Origin of the sequence: Marinobacter sp. 2_MG-2023, assembly GCF_030546935.1 — a bacterium.
GTDB lineage: Bacteria > Pseudomonadota > Gammaproteobacteria > Pseudomonadales > Oleiphilaceae > Marinobacter.
Genome location: NZ_JAUOPH010000002.1, coordinates 273,797 through 292,852, shown reverse-complemented (window position 1 = coordinate 292,852; position 19,056 = coordinate 273,797). Strand labels below are relative to the sequence as shown.

Sequence of the window (19,056 nt, the reverse complement as noted above, 5' to 3'; positions counted from 1 at the left end):
TCCTGTTCGATTATCGTTGTAAAGCTGTCGTATCGTAAAAGTGGCTAATTTGCACACTGGGCGCAACTTATACCAAAGAGTTACGAAAAATAAAGAATTGATCACTAATGTTACATTAGGAATTATACGTGTTGTCGGCCTTACTAGCACACTTTTCTGTGAGTTACGTTGATAGAACGCTGAAATAAAGGTGGGCGCTTTTTTTGCTGAAGTGCATTTTTTCACCGCTAGTAAAATGGACCTCGAACGAGCTTTCATCTTCCGCGACTACGGAGCCTGGGCCGAAAATAGCGTGATTGAGGCGCGTCTGGTGCCACAGGGGGGATGTGGTGCTGTCATAGGCCCGAGCATCGCCCTCAAGGGAGATGCCTTCCTGTGCCGCGTAACGCGAGCTGACAGGTGTCAGTGGCGCGGCGAGCTTTACCGAACGGTTGCTATCCGTTACTCGTCCATCCAGCCACCGCCCGAACTCGTCAGCCAGATCGAAGCAGCATTCTTCTATAAAACGACTGGGGCCCTGATCGCCATCCAGGTGAGGTTGTTTGCTTGGCTGCCGGGTAATCAGGTGCAGCTTTTCGCGGGTGCGTGTCATGGCGACGTATAACAATCGACGTTCGCTTTCCAGGGTTGCGCGAGCGTCATCCTGGGATCGCGGACTGTGGGGTAGATACTTCTCTTGCAAGCCCGGAATGATTACTCGTGGCCATTCCAGCCCCTTCGTACGATGAATCGTGGAGAGCAGAACGCCTCCGCTGGCCTGCTTTTCGCTGGCTTGTTGTTGCAGTGCTTTGAGGTGGGCCAGTGCACCTTTAACATTCACATCCAGGCCCTTCAGGTACTCACGAAACCCGTGAATGGTATCGATGCGCTCTTCTGCGCCGTCATGGGTCAGTGCCAGGCTGCGAACGCCTTCATACAGATCCGTATGCTCTGCATAGACCGTTATCAGGCCTGTTACCGGGCCTGAATAGCCCTGGAGTTGTTCCAGAACCTCGCCCAGCTTGCGCAGTTTCCGGGCCGCCATGGGCGCCAGCGCGCCAAAGTCCAATGCCAGCAGACGCTCATGCCAGCCATTGGCAAATCCGGCAAGAAATCTCGCTAGCTGCTCCAGCTCAGGTTCCTTGAGGCCTACATGAGGAAAGCGCAGAAGCAGTTGTGCGAGCGCCAGTCTGTCTTCCTCGGGGAGCGTTCCCAAAGTTCCGGAAACCACTTTCAATAAAGCCGTGATGGCCTGTACCTCACGACTGAACAGTGCGCCTTTGCCAGCATCGATACGGTAGGGGATCTGACGGGCTAACAGTTTGAGTTCGATTGGCACACTCTGGCTCCAGACCCGGAACAGAATGGCCGTGTCTGCAAGCGCGCCCTGAACAGAGTCGTCCGTTCCCTGGCCAAGGATCTGCAATACGGCATCCGCATCGCTCTCCACCCTGTGCAGGGTGATCTCCGTGGCGGGAGTGGAGGCGTGGGAGTGGCACAACACATCCTTGCGGCCGGTGTTGTGACAGATCAGGTGGTTGGCCAGGAGGGCAACCCGGTGGCCATAGCGGAAGGTGTAACTGAGCGTCTGTTCCAGCGGGCTTTCAAACTCATCGCTGAAGCGCTTGAGAATAAACTCGGGCTTCGCGCCCCGAAACTCGTAAATGGTCTGGTCAGGGTCTCCTACTACGGTCACACGGGCCCGGTCACCAGCAACATAGCGCAACAGTAGATGTTGGATCTCGTTGGTATCCTGGTACTCATCCACGAGAATCAGGTCCATCTTGTTGCCCACCAGCCGTTGCAGGGGCGGATTTTGATGAATCGCCATCACTGGTTCGTAGAGCATATCTGCGAAGCTGATGCGGCTTTGGCCCTTGCGCCACTGTTCAAAGCTGTGAAACAGGTCTATCAGATATCGGTGCTTGTCCGAGTAGCCGAGTTCTTCGAATACGATCTCGGCCGGTGACAGAGTGGTTTTCACCAGGTCGATAAACCCGGTGGCTGTCTCGACATAGTCTTTTTTGTTGCGCCGTATTTCATCCGCAAGACCTTCCGGTGCCAACCGCCGCGTCAATAGCCAGGCCTGGAAACTGATTTCCTGTTCGGTCAGAATTTTTTCGGAGAACCCTGGCAGGTAGCCTTCCCGTACGAATCGCTTGTACAGTCGCAGACCCATGGCGTGATAGGTGCGTATCTCCGGAAGCGCCAGCCCACTCTGGTGGCAGACCTCCTGCAACTTGCGCTCAAAATCCATCCGCGCGCTGCGGTTGAACATAAGCACCAGTATACGGTCGGGATCATGGCCTTGCCGTAGCAGATAGCGAATTCGCCAGGCCAGGGTGGAGGTTTTACCGCTGCCGGCGACGGCGGTGATCACCGAATGCTCGTAGCCGGCGGTAATAATTGCCTTTTGCTCATCGGTCAGAAAATCAGGCAGATCGGAAGTGAGAGATTCGGGGGTGTCGGTTGGCATAAGTACTATTGTACTGACCAACTGGCAGCGCGGGTACCTGTGCCGCATAATTGGTTAATCTGAATATGTATTTTAGAAAATCCACCTGAAAAACTCGGGAGCAACAAGGCGGGGCCTTATCCAAAATCGTGCGGAGCCATGGATGGCGGAGCCGAGCGTACATGGATGTATTCACAGCGTATTTTGGGTAAGGCCCTGACTTGTTGCTAGCACCAAATCAGAGGATAACGACTATGCAAACTGAGAAGCCTGTCAACGTATTAGGCGAGAAGCTGGAAACTTGCGGGACGGATCCCGAAACGGGATTCTACCGTGATGGGTGCTGCAATACCGGGCCGGATGATCACGGTTCGCATACGGTTTGTGCGGTTGTCACTGACGAATTTCTGGAGTTTTCCAAAGCCCGCGGGAACGATTTAAGCACGCCAGTACCGGCTTTCGGTTTTCCCGGTTTAAAAGCGGGTGATAACTGGTGCCTTTGCGCCGCTCGCTGGCACGAAGCGTTTGAAGCGGGCAGCGCACCCAGGGTGCGGCTGCGTGCAACACATCAGGGGGCTCTGGAGCACTGTGCTCTTGAAAACCTGAAAACCCACGGTGTTGATCTCAGTTAATGAGTACCGAAGCAGCCTTGCCTGCGTCGGCCGTTGATACCTGGCGCTCACTGCAATCCGGTTTAGTGGCAAGCGGAGAACGGCGACTGGTGTTGCTTGAGGGCCCCCGCGATCTCGCTGTTCAATGGTTGCAGGCGCTTCTTCCGGCTATAGCGCAGGAGGGTGGGCTGTGGGTCGGGCGCACACGTGAAGCGCTTGGCGTCCGCCTCACTACGATTGAAGCGTCGAAGGCCCGGCAGTGGCTGGGCCGTGAAACACCTTTGATTGTATGGGATGGCTGGCAGGGAAATCCGCCGGATGCTTTTGCAGCGCTTGCGGGCACTTTGAAAGCGGGTGGGCTGTTGTTCTGGTTGATGCCTTCTCTTGAGGCGTGGGGCCATTTTTCAGATCCGGATTACGTGAGAACCGGTCTGGATCATTGCCAGTTCCATCCTTTTGCGGAGCGCATGGCTGGCGTTCTGGCGGCTGACTCTTCTGTTATCAGGGTGCGCCTTGGCTCGCCGGAAGCCCTGAGTCTTCTGGAATTGCCATCGTCCACCGACAAATTCAAGGTCGCCACAACGCCCGATCAGGAGGGTTTGATCCGCAAGCTTGTTGCGTTCGGGCTTGGCCGTCGTCGTCGGCCCCTGGTAGTGACTGCGGATCGTGGGCGCGGCAAGTCTGCTGCGTTGGGTATGGCCGCAGCCCAGTTATTGCAGCAGGGTCGAAGACAGATACTGGTAACCGCGCCCTCAAGACAAAATGTTAGTGCCTTGTTCATTCATGCTCTGGAAAGCCTTGATGACGAGGTTCTGGAGGCAGGTGATGACTGGATAAAAACGGCTTCCGGTGCGCGACTGCGTTACCTGCCGGTTCGCGACCTGCTCCAAGAAAAGCCGGAAGCTGAAGTTGTTATGGTGGATGAAGCGGCTGGCCTTCCGGTTTCCTTGCTGAAACGTGTTCTGCTGGGCTGGCCGCGAGTCGCTTTCGCCTCTACGGTTCACGGATACGAGGGCGCAGGGCGTGGGTTTGCAATCCGCTTCCGCAATGTGCTCGATAGTGAAACACCGCATTGGCAGTCCCGAGTGCTTTCCAAACCGGTGCGCTGGGCCGAAAACGACCCTCTGGAGCCTCTGGTATCCAGGCTTTTTCTACTTGGTGCCGAGCAGGGTTCGGGCGAGTTCCCGAAAACGCCGGTTGGTGATGTGGTTATTGAGCCCTGGCAACCTGCCCTGGCAACCGAAGCGGAACTTGTTGAGGCATTTGGCCTTTTGGTGGATGCGCACTACCGGACAACGCCGGGCGATCTTCGGCAATGGCTGGACGACCCCGCAGCGCGAAGCTGGCGTGCTCTTGTAAACGGCAGAACTGTTGGTGTGCTCTGGGGCGCCGTGGAAGGCGGGCTGAGTAAAGAGTTGGCAACGCAGGTAGCGAGTGGCAAACGCCGGGTTCGGGGGCATCTTTTGCCCCAGTCGCTGGCCGGCCATAGTGGTTTTCCGGAGGCTGCCAGCCAGTGTGGTTTGAGGATTATCAGGGTAGCGGTTACAGCGCAGTCCAGGCGTTCAGGCATCGGGAATAGACTGGTAGTTGCTGCGGCCGCTGGTGCAGAACGTGAAGAGCTGGACTTTACAGGCACCAGCTTCGGCGGCAGCTCGGATCTATACGCTTTCTGGGCCTCTTGTGGGCTGAAGTTGGTGCGTATAGGGCTGCAACAAGAGGCCACCAGCGGGGAGTATCCGGTACAGATGGTTCTTGCCCACAGTAGTGCAGGGCTATCTCTTGTCCGGCAAGTGCGGGCACGTCTGGCCAAGCACTGGCTGACCCTGGTGCCGCTGAACTGGAAAGACCTGGACCCCGGACTCCTGGCGGATATGACAGCTAACCTACCATCAGGATCTCCACCGGATTTGGCGGATATCCGGGATCTTCAGAACTTTGGTGACGGCCACAGGGGTTTTCAGTTGATGGTGCCAGTTCTGCGGGAGCTCAGCCAGGCCCAGGGCCTTATGGGCTGGTTCAGCCAGCATACAGAACTGAGTATTTGGTGTCGGGCCGTGCTGCAAGGGTGGAGTTGGTCAGAGCTGCAAGGGGAAGGCTTGTGCACCGGCCAGCGGGACGGGGAGGACCGTTTGCGCGCTATGGTTCGTGAACTTCTCCGGAACGGACCGGAGTTGTGACCCGCTCGATTTAATTATGCGGGCCTCCTGCTCAGAATAGGCTCCACTTATCTGACAGAGACTGTTCATCATGGCCAAGGGATCCGGCTTCTCCAAATACTCAGTGCTGTTATCGTCTGTTCTGTTCGCTTCAGCTTTGACTGCTCTTCCCGGGTGCGCCTCGAGAGGGGTTCCTGCCAATCTGGATCACCAGACTGAAAATGCATCCGGCACGGCTCTTTATCGGGCTGCTGCTGACGGTGATTTTGAGGCCGTAAGCGCCCTGACAAAATCGGGTGCGCCCCTGAACACCCTGACCGGGGATGGCACACCTCTGATGGCTGCTGTCCACGCCCGTGCTGACCGTATTGCATGGTATCTTCTGAGCAAAGGTGCGGCTCCAGACCTTGCTGAGACGAACAAGATTACACCTTTGATGGTGGCTTCAGGGCAGGGTGATCGCCGGCTTGTGCGCTTACTGCTATCGGCTGGTGCCAGAGTAAATGCTATGGATGTGCATGGCAGCACAGCGGTCATGCGCGCCGCAGAGCAGGGCCAACTATCGGTTGTAAAGGTTTTGTTGGCAGCGGGGGCAAACGTTAATGTCAGCCAGGGGGGCGAGTCACTGCTGATGAAAGTAGTTTCCACCGGTGACCTGCTGACGGCTGAAATGCTTTTGGCTGCAGGCGCGGATGTGAACTATCGGGCAAAGAATGGTGCAAGCGCACTGGACCTGGCCCGGGCCCGTAATCACCAGGACCTGGAGATGTTGCTGGTACAGGCCGGGGCCGAACTGTAAAAAACGTATTGCGGCCCCTGTTATTCCAACTGCATGGGGTCGGTCTGATCGTTCCATACGGGCAGGAAATGGGCCTCAATAATTTCGTCGGGAACATCTTCGATGCGGGCGAAAGACCATGTCGGATTCTGGTCCCGGTCAATCAGACGGGCCCGGATGCCTTCGGTGAGATCGGGCCTTCGCACGCACTCCCACACCATGGCAAGTTCCATGCGGAACACATCTTTCAGTGACATCTGCTGGGCCTTTTTGAGCTGATTCCAGATCAACAGAGCGGAAACCGGGCAGCCCCCTTCCAGTGTTTTCATGCAGGCTTGCCACCATTCACTGTCTACCCGAGCGGCCAACAGCTGATCGACGATCTCCTGCAGGCTGACACCCGCGCACAGCTTTGCAATATTCCGCTCGTGCAACTCGAGCTGGCCGGCAGGTAACGCACGGTAATCCTGGAGTTCAAGTTGCTGTAGCAAGCGGAGCAGGCGGCTGTCGTCAGAGGCCCTATGGCCACTCCAGCGTTCTTCCTGCAGTCTTGATAACAGGCCTTGCTGATCATTGGTTGGCAGGGCCATATCGGCCAGGCCTACGCGCAGTGAATCGGTGATGTTGAGGCGGCAACCTGTCAGGCCCATAAATAATCCCAGGCGCCCCGGCAGGCGATTCAGGAACCAGCTTGAGCCAACGTCCGGAAACAGACCAATAGAGATCTCCGGCATAGCCAGGGTGGCGTCCGGTGTTAATAGTCGGTACCGGCAGGCGGAGAACAATCCCAGGCCGCCGCCCATAATAATGCCGTGTCCGATGCCCACAACGGGTTTGGGAAACCTGTGTAGCGTATAGTCGAGCGCGTATTCGTGGCGGAAAACACTGAATGCGGCTTCGGGATTACCGGCGCCCGTTAATGATTGATACAGAGCCCGTATGTCTCCGCCTGCACAGAAGCTCTTTTCTCCTGCTCCCCTGATGACTACAACACAGATGCGCTCATCGACAGCCCAGCGCTCCAGGCTGTCCCTGATAGCGGTGATCATCTCCTCAGTGAGTGCATTCAATGTGGCGGGGGAAGCCAGAGTCAACAAGCCAATATGGCCTTCGTGACAGGGGAGTTCCTGAACCTCTACAGACATTAATGAAGTCTCCGGGCGGTAAAAATAAGCTCTTAAGCGTGCTTTGTTCGTACAGTCTCTGTAACCGGATAGAAATTAAAGAAGACCAACGTCGAAGCAGGCGCATTGATTTATGGCATTTGCGCAATTGTATGTCTGTGCTATAAGTTTCAGCCAGTTGCTGTCCGGTTCAGAATACCGGTTTGAAAACTTGAAACGATGACGAGAGGTTACCCATAATGAAACTTAAACACTATGCTGTTGCAGGGCTTTTTGCACTGAGCGCCGCTGTTCCTGCGGTCTCTTCTGCTGCCGGCGATGTTGCTGCGGGCAAGGCAAAATCAGCGGTTTGTGCCGCTTGTCACGGCCAGAACGGGATCGCGCAGATTCCGACCTACGCTAATCTGGCGGGCCAACACGAACAATATCTGGTTAACGCACTCAAGGCATACAGAAGCAAGGAGCGCAACGGTGGTATGGCCGCCATCATGCAAGGTCAGGCCGCGGCTCTGAGTGATGAAGATATCGCTAATCTGGCAGCCTACTACTCAAGCCTGCCAGCAGGCGGAAAGTAAGCGCCAGGTATCAGTACAGCAGCTCAGGTTGCTGTACTGACGATCCGGTAGCTCGGGCGATAAGCCGAAGAGCCGGGTAACTTCATCCGGTCCTGGGCGACGAATTGCTCCAGCATGGCCTCCAGAGGCCTGATCAGGGTAGGATCCCCCGAGATTTCAAAAGGTCCCTTCTCCTGCACCTTTCGAATACCCCCTTCCTTTACGTTTCCGGCCACAATACCACTGAAGGCTTTCCTCAGGTTCGCTGCAATCAGGTGCACTGGTTGGTCGCGATGCAACTCCAGAGCAAGCATGTTTTCATGATCAGGCTCGAAGGGTAGCTGGAATACCGGATCAATCTTCAGCATCCAGTTGAAATAATAGGCATCCTGCAAGGCACGACGGAAGGTCTCGACTTCCTTCATACCTTTTTTCATGGCCCGTGCCACCCGTACTGGATCATTGATAATGATTTCGTATTTGCTGGCAGCGTGGTCCCCTAGAGCATTGCGGATGAACTTGTCGATCATCTCGAAGTACTCGGCGTTTTCCGGCAGGCCGGTAAATACCACGGGGAAGGGCAGGTCTGCGTTATCCGGGTGCAGAAGTATGCCGAGCAGGTAGAGGATTTCCTCCGCAGTTCCCACGCCACCCGGGAAGACGATGACGCCATGGCCGCAACGCACAAAGGCTTCCAGGCGCTTTTCGATATCCGGCATGATAACCAGTTCGTTAACGATAGGGTTAGGTGCTTCTGCGCCGATGATTCCTGGCTCGGTAATGCCAATGTAGCGGCCGTTTTTAATCCGCTGCTTGGCGTGAGCAATGGTGGCACCTTTCATCGGGCCCTTCATGGCGCCCGGTCCGCAACCGGTGCAGATGCTCAGCTCCCTTAGCCCAAGCTGATGGCCAACTTCTTTACTGTACTGGTACTCTTCATGGCTGATGGAATGCCCACCCCAACATACAATCAGGTCGGGCTGGCGACCGGGCTGCAACACCCGGGCATTGCGCAGAATATGAAACACCATGTTGGTCAGATCATCTGGCCCGTTGCTCTCCATAATCCGGGCAAACTGCGGCGTGGAGTGGGTGTAAACAATATCCCGCAGAACGGAGAACAGGTGTTCACGAATGGCCCGGAGCATTTCATCATCTACAAACGCGTGCGCCGGCGCGTTGACCAGCTCCAGCTTCAGGCCTCTGGGCTGTGGTATCAGGCGTATATCGAAATCCGCATGGGCTTCCATCAAGTCTTGGCAATCATCGGTCACGACACCGGTATTCAGCACCGCCAGTGCGCATTGGCGGAATAGCCGGTACAAGCCGCCTTCGCTTCTGTCTTTGAGCAGATTGACTTCGTGATTGGACAGTATTTCCAGGCTGCCCTCAGGTGATACAAGAGCATTGATGGTGGGCTCGATCATGAACAGAAAAACTCCAGAGTGTTGCGGTAAAACCCGATTTTGAGGCACAGCGCCGAAACGCTACACTAAGCGCCTTTCAAATCATACACCATCCGACCAAACGCCGATTTATGAAACTGCTTATTCGTCCTGCACCGGAAGTTGTCATCAAGAGCAAACCTGTTCGCCGCCGTCAGATGCGGCATTTGCGCCAGAATATCCGTAAACTTCTGGCGCGCCTTGATCACGACATTATTGTGGAGGGCAGCTGGGACAGAGTAGACGTTGACGTGCCCGATGACAGGGGGCTGGCAGGCCCGGTGGTTGATGCGCTCCTGCGTATTCCCGGTATCTCGACCATCCAGGAGATTGCTGAGTTTCCGTTCGTCAGCCTTGATGATATTACCCAGAAAGCGGTTGCAGCCTTTGCTGGCCGTCTGGACAGTAGAAGCTTTGCGGTTCGGGTTCGGCGCCATGGTAAGCACGATTTCCGCTCCATTGATCTGGAACGGCTGACAGGCAGTGCGCTTATGCAAGCTGCTAACGATGCCCGCGTTGATCTCAGATCACCGGAGGTGGAAGTGCGCATTGAGGTGCGGGACGGTCAGTTTCATATTGCCCACCGCAGACATCGGGGGCTGGGCGGTTATCCGCTGGGCAGTGTCGAAAACGTAATGACGCTGATGTCTGGCGGGTATGACTCATCGGTAGCTGCTTATCTGATGCTGCGCCGGGGCCTGCGCAGCCATTTTCTGTTCTTCAACCTGGGTGGTGTGGCTCACGAAGTAGGTGTGCGGCAGGTTGTTCACTACCTGTGGGATCGCTATGGAGCATCTCACGGCGCCAAGTTTATTTCTGTGCCCTTCGATGGGGTGGTGGAAGAAATCATGCGGTCGGTCGGCCACCGCCACTGGGGTGTGGTGCTCAAGAGGCAGATGCTGAAGGCCGCCAGTGAGATTGCGCGTAATAACAACGCCGTTGCTCTGGTGACCGGCGATGCGGCGGGCCAGGTGTCGAGCCAGACCTTGACTAACCTGAACGTGGTGGACCGAGCCAGCGACGAAGTGGTTCTGCGACCTCTGATTGCCATGGACAAGGAAACCATTATTGGCCTTGCTCGGGACATTGGTACAGAGCCCTATGCCCGTAGTATGCCCGAGTATTGTGGTGTTATATCCCAGAAGCCGTCCACCCGAGCCCAGCTGGGCCGTGTGGAAGCCGACGAAGCCGCAATGGATCCGGAGGTCCTTGCGCGCGCCATAGAAGCTCGTGAAGATACACCGGTCAGCGAACTGCTGGACACCATCACCACGCCGGAAGAGGTCGATCTGGTAAAAACACCGGCCATCAGCGATGTTGTTATTGACGTGCGCCACCCGGCCGAAGGCGAGCAGTCTCCGCTGAAGCTAACCGGAAACCAGGTCCTGACGATCCCGTTCTACGAATTGAATCGCCATATTGCAGAGCTTCCTGCCAACCGCCAGTATCTGTTGTACTGTGATCGCGGGACCATGAGCCGAATGCACGCCGTTCACCTGAAAGCGGAAGGGCACGAAAATATCAAGGTTTACGCGCCCACTGTTTAGTTAGTACCTCAGCCGGCCAGGCCTCTGAAGAACTGCTGAACGTTCTCGCTCAGAGCGTCGAGATCGTAGCCGCCCTCCTGCACGACCAGTGTCGGCAGGCCAAGCTGGCGTATGTGTGTGCTGAGACGGCAGAAGCCTTCAGAGGTTACTGAAACTTTGGCTTGGGGGTCGTTTTTGTAAATATCGAAACCCAGAGTCAGGATCAGCGCATCTGGCTGGAAAAGCCGGATGGCGGCCAAAGCCTCATCAACCTTCCCGAAGAAATCTTCCTCAGAGGAACCGTGGGGCATAGGCATGTTGATGTTGTAGCCAAAACCCTCGCCTTCGCCGCGTTCATTTTCATAGCCCGTCACCACGGGATAGAAGTTGGTCGGGTCGCCGTGGATGGAGATATAAAGCACGTCGCTGCGATCATAGAAAATTTCCTGGATACCCTGACCGTGGTGCATGTCTGTATCCAGAATGACCAGCCTGGGGAATCGGGATTTCATATGCTCGGCTGCAATAGCTGCGTTGTTGAGGTAACAGAACCCCCCTGCAGCGTCCTTGCGAGCATGGTGCCCAGGTGGCCTGCAGACAGCATAGGCTGTGCGATCGCCGGCCATCACTGCATCTGCAGCACCGAGTGCGGTTTGTGCGGACCAGTAAGCTGCGTGCCACGTGTGTTCACCGATGGGGCTGCTGCCGTCGGCCTGATATCGGGCGGCTTCCGCAAGAATACCCGTCAGGTGATTGGGCGAGCGGACAAAAATATTGGAAATAACTTCCTCGCCCCAATCGTCCATTTTCATCCAGCGACGGTGGGCTGACTCAAGAAATCGTAGATATCCCAGGTCGTGCACTCTGGAAATCGGTCCCGCACCATGATCGGAAGGTTGTAGCACTGGTATGCCCATTTCTTTCAGGCCTTCCAGCATCTCGTTGGTGCGATCTGGTACCTCTTGGGGCTGACGCATCTGGCCCCTGGTGAAATAGGTTCGAGGCGCGTGCTTGTCTTGCGCGGGATGGAAAAACGCTTTCATTATCCGATCTCCTGAATTTCTGGTTCTCCGAGTATAGGCAAAGACGGAGGATGGACAAAAGCCGGACTATCGACTTTACAGCTAGAGGTTCAGCATCCACTATGGAAGACATATTCAATCGACGCAACCGTGCACTGCAACTGGTGCCGTTACTGACATAACAGGAGCCGAAATGATCGAGTCACCACTGCTGGAAAAGCTGACTGGCTACATCGGCGGTCGCTGGACTGACAATGAACAGGGCAGCACCTTTGACGTATATAACCCGGCTACGGGTGAGGTTATCGCCCAGGTTGCTTCCATGCCTGAAAGCGAAGTACAAGCGGCTGTTGAAGCGGGCAAATCTGCCCTTCGTCTGACAAGCCCTTTCTCTATCGAGACCCGCAGAAAATGGCTGGAAGATATCCGTGATGCCCTCAGGGCAAACAAGGAAGAAGTGGGTCGAATTCTGTGTATGGAGCATGGCAAGCCCCTGAACGAAGCCCAGGGCGAAGTGGATTACGCCGCCGGCTTTTTTGACTACTGCTCCAAACACATCCAGGCGCTGGATGCTCACACGCTTCCGGAAACGCCGAAAGATTGCAACTGGACCGTGCATTATCGGCCAGTTGGCGTCACAGCGCTGATCACACCCTGGAATTTTCCCATTGGCATGATTGCCAAAAAGCTTTCTGCCGCCCTTGCAGCGGGTTGCCCGTCCGTCATCAAACCGGCCAGCGAAACGCCGCTGACCATGATTGCTCTGTTCAAGCTGATGGACAAGCACGTGAATCTGCCTGGTGGCATGGTGAATCTGGTCATGGGCAAAGCCAGTGTTATTGGTAAGGTACTGTGCGAAAGCCCGGATGTACCCATGCTGAGCTTTACGGGCTCAACGGAAGTGGGCCGCAAGCTGATTGTGGATACAGCTGAGCAGGTCAAGAAACTGGCGTTGGAGCTGGGTGGCAATGCGCCGTTTATAGTGTTTGACGATGCGGATCTGGACGCGGCAGCCGACAATCTGATTGCCAATAAATTTCGTGGCGGCGGGCAGACTTGTGTCTGTGCAAACCGGATTTTTGTGCACGAGACGGTGATCGATGCGTTTGGTGAGAAGCTTGCGGAACGCGTGAACAAAATGACCGTGGGTGATGGAATTTCAGGTGATGTTGACCTTGGCCCGTTGATCAATAAAGCAGGTTTCGACAAGGTTAAGCGTCACCTGGAAGATGCCCTTGAGAAGGGCGCGTCACTGGTGGCGGGTAAAGCGCCGGGTGATCTGGGTGACGGCCACCTGTTCTTCCCACCGACGGTTGTCTCGGGTGTCACGCGGGACATGTGTTGCTTCCGGGAAGAAACCTTCGGGCCGCTGGTTCCGATGGCAAGCTTCCGCACAGAAGACGAAGTTATTGATGCCGGCAATGATACTGAATTCGGTCTGGCGTCCTATGTATTCACCGCGGATGCAGAGCGCGCCCAGCGAGTGGCTGCGGGCCTGAGGTTTGGCCATGTAGGCTGGAATACAGGCACAGGGCCTACACCTGAAGCGCCGTTTGGCGGTATGAAGGCTTCTGGCACTGGTCGTGAAGGCGGGCATGAGGGCTTGTTCGAGTTTGTTGAAGCGCAAACGGTACCAAGAGGTTTCTGACTTCAATCCTGTCCTTTTAAATAAAGAAGGCGAGCCATTGGCTCGCCTTCTTTATTTTTACCGACCGTTTTACGGCTTCAGAATAACCTTCACAGAACTGTCCACGTCAGCCTCATCGATATAGCCAATGCTGCCGGGCGTTGATGAGACCCGTGCTTTCATGGCAGCTGCGCTGCTTAATTCAGCGGGTGGCTGGCCACGGCCGGTAAACACCTGCTTGGACCAGAATGCCTTGAGCTGGGCGGCGTTGCGCCCCGTGACCTTGTCGTGGAACTGGGCACGAACTGGGTCGCCTCCGGACATTTCGAAGGGTATTGCTTTCTGCCCGTCGGGCAATTGCTTGCTGCGATTAAGGTACAGGTCGCGCACTTGATTGTCGGTGATGCTGTCTGGGCCAGCACTGTGGCCTATAACAACGACATCGGCCAGTGCAAGGGGGCTGACCAGCAAGCTGGCCGCAAAGATCAGGCTTAGCTTTTTCATGGAGGCCTCCGTTAAAACGCCGAGTCGATTTTCAGGGTGTAGACGTTGGTGCTTGTGGTGTTATCTGAAAGCATATAAACGGTATTCAGGTTGCCATAGCCTTTATCTAAACCGCGAGCATGGGTCACGTCCGCCTTGATAGCCACTCCCGGGGTAATATCCCAGCGAGTACCTACGCTGTATTCTTGGCGTTGATAGTTAAGGATTGATTCTGGGACCAAGCCTGAAATAAAAGCACCTTTGCGCTCGCCTTCATCTTTGCTTTCTATCCACCCGGCTACAACGTATGGCGTCCAGCTTCCAAAACGGTGGCCTATGGACAGGTAGGCAGAGTCAGTGTCCGGGAACTTGCCGCCCACCTCTACTCGGGTTACTTCACTGATTATCTGCCACTTGCCGTCATCGTAGCTTGCACCGATGCCGTAGAAATTACCCCGGCTACCATCTGCCAGGACACTATTCACAGGTACGGGAGCAAGTTCTCCAAGCTTGGTTGCGTCAATGCTGGCTTCGGCTGTGGCAGCAACACCACGCACTGTCCACACATAATCTGTCCAGGTCAGGTTCAGCCCGCCGATGTTGCGTAGTTCTACATCCCCAGAGTTTCCGTCTTCATCGGTAAAACCAGTGAAAGCGGTAGCCGTGAGTGAAGAACTGTCGAAGTTGAAGTTATAGCTCGCATCGGCACCCACATAACTGGTGATTGCAATTGGGCCATACACGCTTTGGGGCGGGCGAGCCCAGGGCTGAGCGTAACCGACTTCCAGTGAATCAGAGTACATGAAGATTGGAACGCGCATTTTACCGGCGCGCAGTTGCAGGTCGTTGGTGGGGCGGTGGCTCAGGTAGGCCCACTCGATTTCCGGGTCCCAATCATCGGCGCCACGACCGACCAGCTGCAGAACCGCCTGGGTTTTTTCAGTCACGTCAAACGTGCCCTGTAATGCCATCAGGCTCAGATCTGCCACATTGGTCTCTTCTGTGATGCCAGCGTACCCCGCGTCGTTGCTGGCGCGCGCTATACCAGTACTAAAAAAGCCGTTGAAGCGAACACGGTCATCCTTAGCGGCATTCAGCTGTTGTTGCATGGAGTTAAGCTGCTCCTGCATGCGGGCCAATGTGTCGTCAGTGCTTTGTGCGGATGCGGAGTTCGCAGCAATGGCCAAGGCGAGGGGAGCAAGGTGTAGCAGTTGTTTCATAGGTTTTCGATCCGTAAGGTTTTCAGGTTTTCGTAATTCGTTTAGACGCGGAATTGGCTGGCAACAGTCTGAAGGCCATTGCTGACGCCCTGAATATCCCGGCTGACGGTATCCAGTTCATCGGTACTTTCCATCACGGCTTCAGCATTTCTGTGCATATCCGTCATGTAATTGGTGACTTCGTTAAACGTTGTGCTTTGTTCATAGGTGGCGGCAGCGATTTGCTCATTGAGCTCACTGATCTGTTGCACGTTCTGCAGAATACGGGAAAGTATTTCCCCGGATTCGGTGGTTGCTTCCACGCCTTCATGGGCCTTGGCCACACTGGACTTCATGGAGGTGACGGCAGAGGATGAGAGTTTGGAAAGCTCTGAAATCACGCCCTGAATTTCTTCCGTAGCCTTGTGGGTGCGGACCGCCAGCCCTCTCACCTCATCAGCGACCACTGCGAAGCCACGGCCATGCTCGCCCGCTCGGGCGGCTTCAATCGCAGCGTTCAAAGCCAGCAGGTTTGTCTGTTCGGCTACGGTCTGGATGGTGTCGAGCAAGCCGCCTACCCGTGCGGAAAATTCGTCAAACTGGTTGACCAGGCCCGCGGTATTCTCGATCTCGTTGACCAGTTCCCGGATGGTTGCCACATTGTTCTGTACTTTCTCCTGACCCGACTGGGCAAAACGGGCCGCATCCTGAGTCTGGTCCGAGGCGCTGGAAGCAAAGCCCGCCACCTCCTCGACACTTTTTACCAGCTCGTCAACAGAGTTGCGGGTAGAGGATATAGCCTGAGCCTGGCTGCTGATGCGCTTCAGGTTTGCCTTGCTGGCTTCAGTCAGGTGGCCTGTAGCCGTGTTGAGTCCGTTCACATCGTCACTGATGGTGGCAAAAGAGTTATGTAGCTTCGCAACGAATAGATTGAACTGGTTAACCAGTTCCCGGAGCTCGTCCCGGCCTTCGTAGTTCAGACGGCGAGTCAGGTCGCCTTCACCAGAAGCCATGTTTTTCAGAGAGTCGATAATCTGGGTAAGGCTGGATGAGATCGAGCGCCCAATCACCAGGCTGATTGCGATCAATACGATGACGGTAACCGCCAGAATAATCAGAGCCAGAGCCTGAGCTTTGCTTGAAGCATCAACGGTTTCCGATATAGCACCCTGGAACTTGGCGCGGTTGCTTTCCAGCATTGCCTTCAGGCCTGCTTGCAGTTCCTCAAGGCGTTCGGCATTGCGCGCGGCATCGTCGCCGATACGACTGAAGTCGGCTGAGCCATCAATGATTGTAGTCGCGATACGGGTGGCGTTTTCGTAGTAGGTGTCCAAGTCACGGCTGAGTTTGTGGATGGTGCCGGCCTGGGAGGGATTCAGTTCCGCGATTTCTTCCAGGTTGGTTGTAATGGTGTCGCGATACGCCTGTGTTGCCTCCAGTTGCTGGTCGTCCCCCGTAGTAACCGAACCACTGATCTGCTGTTCCATCAATTTCAGCTGACCCTCATTGATGGTGGTGAGCTCCAGAGTTGGATAGAGGCGGTCTTTTACTTCGCTCAGGCGATCAGAATTGGAACGCTCGGTTATAAACGCGAAACCCTGACTGATCAGGAAGGCGAGAATGGCGATGCCCACAAGCAGGCCAAGCTTTTGTGATATTTTCAGTGATGACAACATAGTCTTTTCCTGACTGGCTAACCCGGATCCGCGGCGCGAGTCTATAGGGGGCTATTGGTAGACGAAATGGTTGTTGTGTTTCGTACTGTTATGTTCTGTTGTCGGCTGGTTTGTCAGCCACTTTATAGTGGGATTTACGCATCGTGAGCGGTGATCGTAAGGGATCAGGGCAGGCTCGCCCCCGAGTTGTTATAATCTCCATCCTGAATTCCCAATCCACCGGACTACAGTGAACTCCCCCATGGATGTCTCCCACATAATCGACTCCCTGAACGATGCCCAGCGTGAAGCGGTTACCGCACAGAACGACCATTTGTTGGTTCTGGCCGGTGCCGGGAGCGGTAAAACCCGGGTGTTGGTGCACCGGATTGCCTGGCTGATGCAGGTGGATCGCGTTCCGCCTACGGGAATTCTGGCGGTGACCTTCACCAATAAGGCTGCCAAAGAGATGCGTTACCGCATCGAGCAGATGATGAACATCCCGGCGCGAGGTTTGTGGTTTGGTACCTTTCACGGTATCGCCCATCGATTACTGAGAGCGCACTGGAAAGATGCGGGGCTGCCAGAGAACTTCCAGGTGCTGGATAGTGATGATCAGCTCAGAATGGTCAAACGGGTGATGCGAGAGGCGCAGATTGATGAGAGCCAGTTCCCGCCAAGGCAAGCCCAGTGGTTTATCAGTAGCCAGAAAGATGAAGGCTTGCGGGCAGACCACATTCAGGAAAACCCGGGAGACCATTTCACCTCTACCATGGTGAAGGTTTACCGCCGCTATGAGCAGCTCTGCCAGCAGAGCGGCCTGGTGGATTTTGGTGAGCTACTGCTGCGATCCCATGAGCTGTGGCTGCATCGGCCAGAAATACTGGCTCACTATCAGCAGCGTTTTCAGCACATTCTGGTGGACGAGTTTCAGGACACCAACACAATTCAGTATGCCTGGCTGCAAGTACTGGCCAGCAACCGGGTTCCGCTGACGATTGTGGGCGACGACGATCAGTCCATTTACGGCTGGCGGGGCGCCAAAATCGAGAACATTCAGCAGTATCAGCGGGACTTTCCCAATGCCCGGCTGGTGCGCCTCGAGCAGAACTATCGTTCCACGCAGCTGATACTGAAGGCCGCCAATTCGGTGATTGCCAACAACCAGGGCCGACTGGGGAAAGAGCTCTGGACCGATGGCGTGGAAGGCGAGCCCATCAGCCTGTATGCCGCATTCAATGAGCAGGATGAAGCCAACTACATCGCTGACAGCATCTCCAGCTGGGTTGATGAGGGCAACCTGCGCAGCGAATCTGCCATCCTGTATCGCTCCAACGCCCAGTCTCGGGTGCTGGAAGAGTCGCTCATGCGCCAGGGTATTCCTTATCGGGTATACGGCGGCCTGCGTTTTTACGATCGTCAGGAAATTCGTAATGCCTTGGCTTATCTGCGACTGGTGCACTACCGCCGTGATGATGCAGCTTTCGAGCGGGTGGTGAATGTGCCGACCCGGGGTATAGGAGCCAAAAGCCTGGCGGAGCTGCGTGAATATGCAAGCAGCCTGAGTATATCTCTGTGGGAGTCGGCAGAGCGATTGCTGGAAGCGGGTCAGGTGAAAGGCCGGGCGAAAACTGGTTTGCAAAAATTCATAGATATCATTGAAGAGCTGTCTGCCAAGGCGGAAGAGGCGTCGCTTCACGGCCTCATGAAGGAGACCATCGAAGCCAGCGGCCTGAAGGACTACCACGCCAGTGAAAAAGGCGAGAAGGCCCAGGCCAAGGTTGAGAACCTGGAAGAGCTGGTTAACGCTCTTGCAGATTTTCAGGTGGAGGAAGGCGTGGATCCGCTCTCCGAGTTTATTGCCCAGGCAGCACTGGACGCCGGCGAATCCCAGGCCGGAGACCACGAAGACAGTGTGCAGCTGATGACCCTGCACTCAGCCAAGGGCCTGGAGTTCCCATTGGTGTTTCTTGCCGGTGTTGAGGAGGGGCTTTTCCCTCACAGCATGTCTCTGGAAGAGCCGGGGCGCATGGAGGAAGAACGGCGGCTGGCCTATGTGGGCATCACCCGGGCTATGAAAAAGTTGGTGATTACTTACGCTGAATCCCGACGGCTTTACGGGCAGGAGAAGTTCCACGCTCTTTCCCGGTTCGTACGGGAGATTCCCAGCGATTGCCTGCAGGAAGTGCGGTTACGCAATACGGTAACCCGGCCTGCAATGCTAGAGCGTCCGAACGAAGGTCTGTTCAGCCAGGATTCGGCAAAGGAATCCGGCTTCAGCCTGGGCCAGCGGGTGCGGCACCCGAAGTTCGGAGAAGGTGTTGTTCTGAATGCAGAGGGCAGTGGGCACCATACGCGGGTGCAGGTAAATTTCGACGAAGGAGCTAAATGGCTGGTGCTGGCCTATGCACCTTTAGAGGCCTGCTAGAAATCTTCGGGAGC

General features: G+C 55.6%; 14 protein-coding genes. 7 read left to right on the top strand and 7 right to left on the bottom strand.

The annotated features are described in order from the left end of the window. Positions 1-163: 163 nt before the first annotated feature. Positions 164-2,455, bottom strand: coding sequence for an ATP-dependent helicase (locus Q4501_RS05160; RefSeq protein WP_303594793.1), 2,292 nt, complete (start codon positions 2,453-2,455; stop codon positions 164-166). A 233-nt stretch (positions 2,456-2,688) separates the two neighbouring features. Here Q4501_RS05160 and Q4501_RS05155 point away from each other — a divergent pair, with 233 nt between their 5' ends. The 3 genes from Q4501_RS05155 to Q4501_RS05145 all read left to right on the top strand — a co-directional run bounded on the left by Q4501_RS05155 (position 2,689) and on the right by Q4501_RS05145 (position 6,000). Further along, complete coding sequence (locus Q4501_RS05155; RefSeq protein WP_303594791.1) at positions 2,689-3,066, top strand: DUF2237 family protein; 378 nt, start codon at positions 2,689-2,691, stop codon at positions 3,064-3,066. Next, positions 3,066-5,222 (top strand): tRNA(Met) cytidine acetyltransferase TmcA, encoded by a 2,157-nt coding sequence (locus tag Q4501_RS05150; RefSeq protein ID WP_303594789.1) that lies wholly within the window; start codon positions 3,066-3,068, stop codon positions 5,220-5,222. Before Q4501_RS05155 ends, Q4501_RS05150 begins: the two co-directional genes overlap by 1 nt. A 70-nt stretch (positions 5,223-5,292) precedes the next feature. Next, complete coding sequence (locus Q4501_RS05145) at positions 5,293-6,000, top strand: ankyrin repeat domain-containing protein (RefSeq protein ID WP_303594787.1); 708 nt, start codon at positions 5,293-5,295, stop codon at positions 5,998-6,000. 20 nt (positions 6,001-6,020) lie between these two features. On the opposite strand, the gene Q4501_RS05140 is transcribed toward Q4501_RS05145, so the two are convergent. Beyond that, a complete protein-coding gene (locus tag Q4501_RS05140) occupies positions 6,021-7,124 on the bottom strand; it encodes an enoyl-CoA hydratase/isomerase family protein (protein WP_303594785.1) in 1,104 nt (367 codons plus the stop codon). Between the two features lie 218 nt (positions 7,125-7,342). Between Q4501_RS05140 and Q4501_RS05135 the strand changes: the two genes are divergently transcribed. Continuing rightward, a complete protein-coding gene (locus tag Q4501_RS05135; RefSeq protein ID WP_303594783.1) occupies positions 7,343-7,678 on the top strand; it encodes a cytochrome c in 336 nt (111 codons plus the stop codon). A gap of 23 nt (positions 7,679-7,701) precedes the next feature. Here the strand turns inward: Q4501_RS05135 and ppnN are convergent, their stop codons facing one another. Next, entirely contained in the window at positions 7,702-9,084 is a 1,383-nt protein-coding gene (ppnN, locus tag Q4501_RS05130) for a nucleotide 5'-monophosphate nucleosidase PpnN (protein ID WP_303594781.1), read from the bottom strand. Between the two features lie 110 nt (positions 9,085-9,194). Here ppnN and thiI point away from each other — a divergent pair, with 110 nt between their 5' ends. Beyond that, positions 9,195-10,649 (top strand): tRNA uracil 4-sulfurtransferase ThiI, encoded by a 1,455-nt coding sequence (gene thiI / locus Q4501_RS05125; RefSeq protein WP_303594779.1) that lies wholly within the window; start codon positions 9,195-9,197, stop codon positions 10,647-10,649. Between the two features lie 8 nt (positions 10,650-10,657). Here the strand turns inward: thiI and Q4501_RS05120 are convergent, their stop codons facing one another. Further along, positions 10,658-11,671, bottom strand: coding sequence for a histone deacetylase family protein (locus tag Q4501_RS05120; RefSeq protein ID WP_303594777.1), 1,014 nt, complete (start codon positions 11,669-11,671; stop codon positions 10,658-10,660). 172 nt (positions 11,672-11,843) lie between these two features. Here Q4501_RS05120 and Q4501_RS05115 point away from each other — a divergent pair, with 172 nt between their 5' ends. Then, positions 11,844-13,298, top strand: a complete 1,455-nt coding sequence (locus tag Q4501_RS05115; protein WP_303594775.1) for an NAD-dependent succinate-semialdehyde dehydrogenase — start codon at positions 11,844-11,846, stop codon at positions 13,296-13,298. Positions 13,299-13,367: 69 nt separating this feature from the next. Here Q4501_RS05115 and Q4501_RS05110 read toward each other — a convergent pair whose 3' ends face one another. Genes Q4501_RS05110 through Q4501_RS05100 form a run of 3 tightly spaced genes read right to left on the bottom strand, consistent with a single transcriptional unit; the run spans position 13,368 to position 16,635 of the window. Beyond that, complete coding sequence (locus tag Q4501_RS05110) at positions 13,368-13,781, bottom strand: phosphate ABC transporter substrate-binding protein (protein ID WP_303594774.1); 414 nt, start codon at positions 13,779-13,781, stop codon at positions 13,368-13,370. An 11-nt stretch (positions 13,782-13,792) separates the two neighbouring features. Next, entirely contained in the window at positions 13,793-14,980 is a 1,188-nt protein-coding gene (locus Q4501_RS05105; protein ID WP_303594773.1) for a hypothetical protein, read from the bottom strand. A gap of 41 nt (positions 14,981-15,021) precedes the next feature. Next, the gene (locus tag Q4501_RS05100) at positions 15,022-16,635 is read right to left on the bottom strand and encodes a methyl-accepting chemotaxis protein (protein WP_303594771.1); all 1,614 of its coding nucleotides are present in this window, start codon (positions 16,633-16,635) and stop codon (positions 15,022-15,024) included. A gap of 241 nt (positions 16,636-16,876) precedes the next feature. On the opposite strand from Q4501_RS05100, the gene uvrD reads away from it, so the two are divergent. Next, positions 16,877-19,042 carry a DNA helicase II gene (uvrD, locus tag Q4501_RS05095; RefSeq protein WP_303595467.1) on the top strand — a complete coding sequence of 722 codons (2,166 nt, stop codon included), beginning with the start codon at positions 16,877-16,879 and terminating at the stop codon, positions 19,040-19,042. Positions 19,043-19,056 lie beyond the last annotated feature (14 nt).

What these genes read in the sequence shown, in the direction of transcription:
- Q4501_RS05160 (WP_303594793.1), bottom strand. Translation starts at nt 2,455, where the DNA reads ATGCCAACCGACACCCCCGAATCTCTCACTTCCGATCTGCCTGATTTT.
- Q4501_RS05155 (WP_303594791.1), top strand. Translation starts at nt 2,689, where the DNA reads ATGCAAACTGAGAAGCCTGTCAACGTATTAGGCGAGAAGCTGGAAACT.
- Q4501_RS05150 (WP_303594789.1), top strand. Translation starts at nt 3,066, where the DNA reads ATGAGTACCGAAGCAGCCTTGCCTGCGTCGGCCGTTGATACCTGGCGC.
- Q4501_RS05145 (WP_303594787.1), top strand. Translation starts at nt 5,293, where the DNA reads ATGGCCAAGGGATCCGGCTTCTCCAAATACTCAGTGCTGTTATCGTCT.
- Q4501_RS05140 (WP_303594785.1), bottom strand. Translation starts at nt 7,124, where the DNA reads ATGTCTGTAGAGGTTCAGGAACTCCCCTGTCACGAAGGCCATATTGGC.
- Q4501_RS05135 (WP_303594783.1), top strand. Translation starts at nt 7,343, where the DNA reads ATGAAACTTAAACACTATGCTGTTGCAGGGCTTTTTGCACTGAGCGCC.
- ppnN (WP_303594781.1), bottom strand. Translation starts at nt 9,084, where the DNA reads ATGATCGAGCCCACCATCAATGCTCTTGTATCACCTGAGGGCAGCCTG.
- thiI (WP_303594779.1), top strand. Translation starts at nt 9,195, where the DNA reads ATGAAACTGCTTATTCGTCCTGCACCGGAAGTTGTCATCAAGAGCAAA.
- Q4501_RS05120 (WP_303594777.1), bottom strand. Translation starts at nt 11,671, where the DNA reads ATGAAAGCGTTTTTCCATCCCGCGCAAGACAAGCACGCGCCTCGAACC.
- Q4501_RS05115 (WP_303594775.1), top strand. Translation starts at nt 11,844, where the DNA reads ATGATCGAGTCACCACTGCTGGAAAAGCTGACTGGCTACATCGGCGGT.
- Q4501_RS05110 (WP_303594774.1), bottom strand. Translation starts at nt 13,781, where the DNA reads ATGAAAAAGCTAAGCCTGATCTTTGCGGCCAGCTTGCTGGTCAGCCCC.
- Q4501_RS05105 (WP_303594773.1), bottom strand. Translation starts at nt 14,980, where the DNA reads ATGAAACAACTGCTACACCTTGCTCCCCTCGCCTTGGCCATTGCTGCG.
- Q4501_RS05100 (WP_303594771.1), bottom strand. Translation starts at nt 16,635, where the DNA reads ATGTTGTCATCACTGAAAATATCACAAAAGCTTGGCCTGCTTGTGGGC.
- uvrD (WP_303595467.1), top strand. Translation starts at nt 16,877, where the DNA reads ATGGATGTCTCCCACATAATCGACTCCCTGAACGATGCCCAGCGTGAA.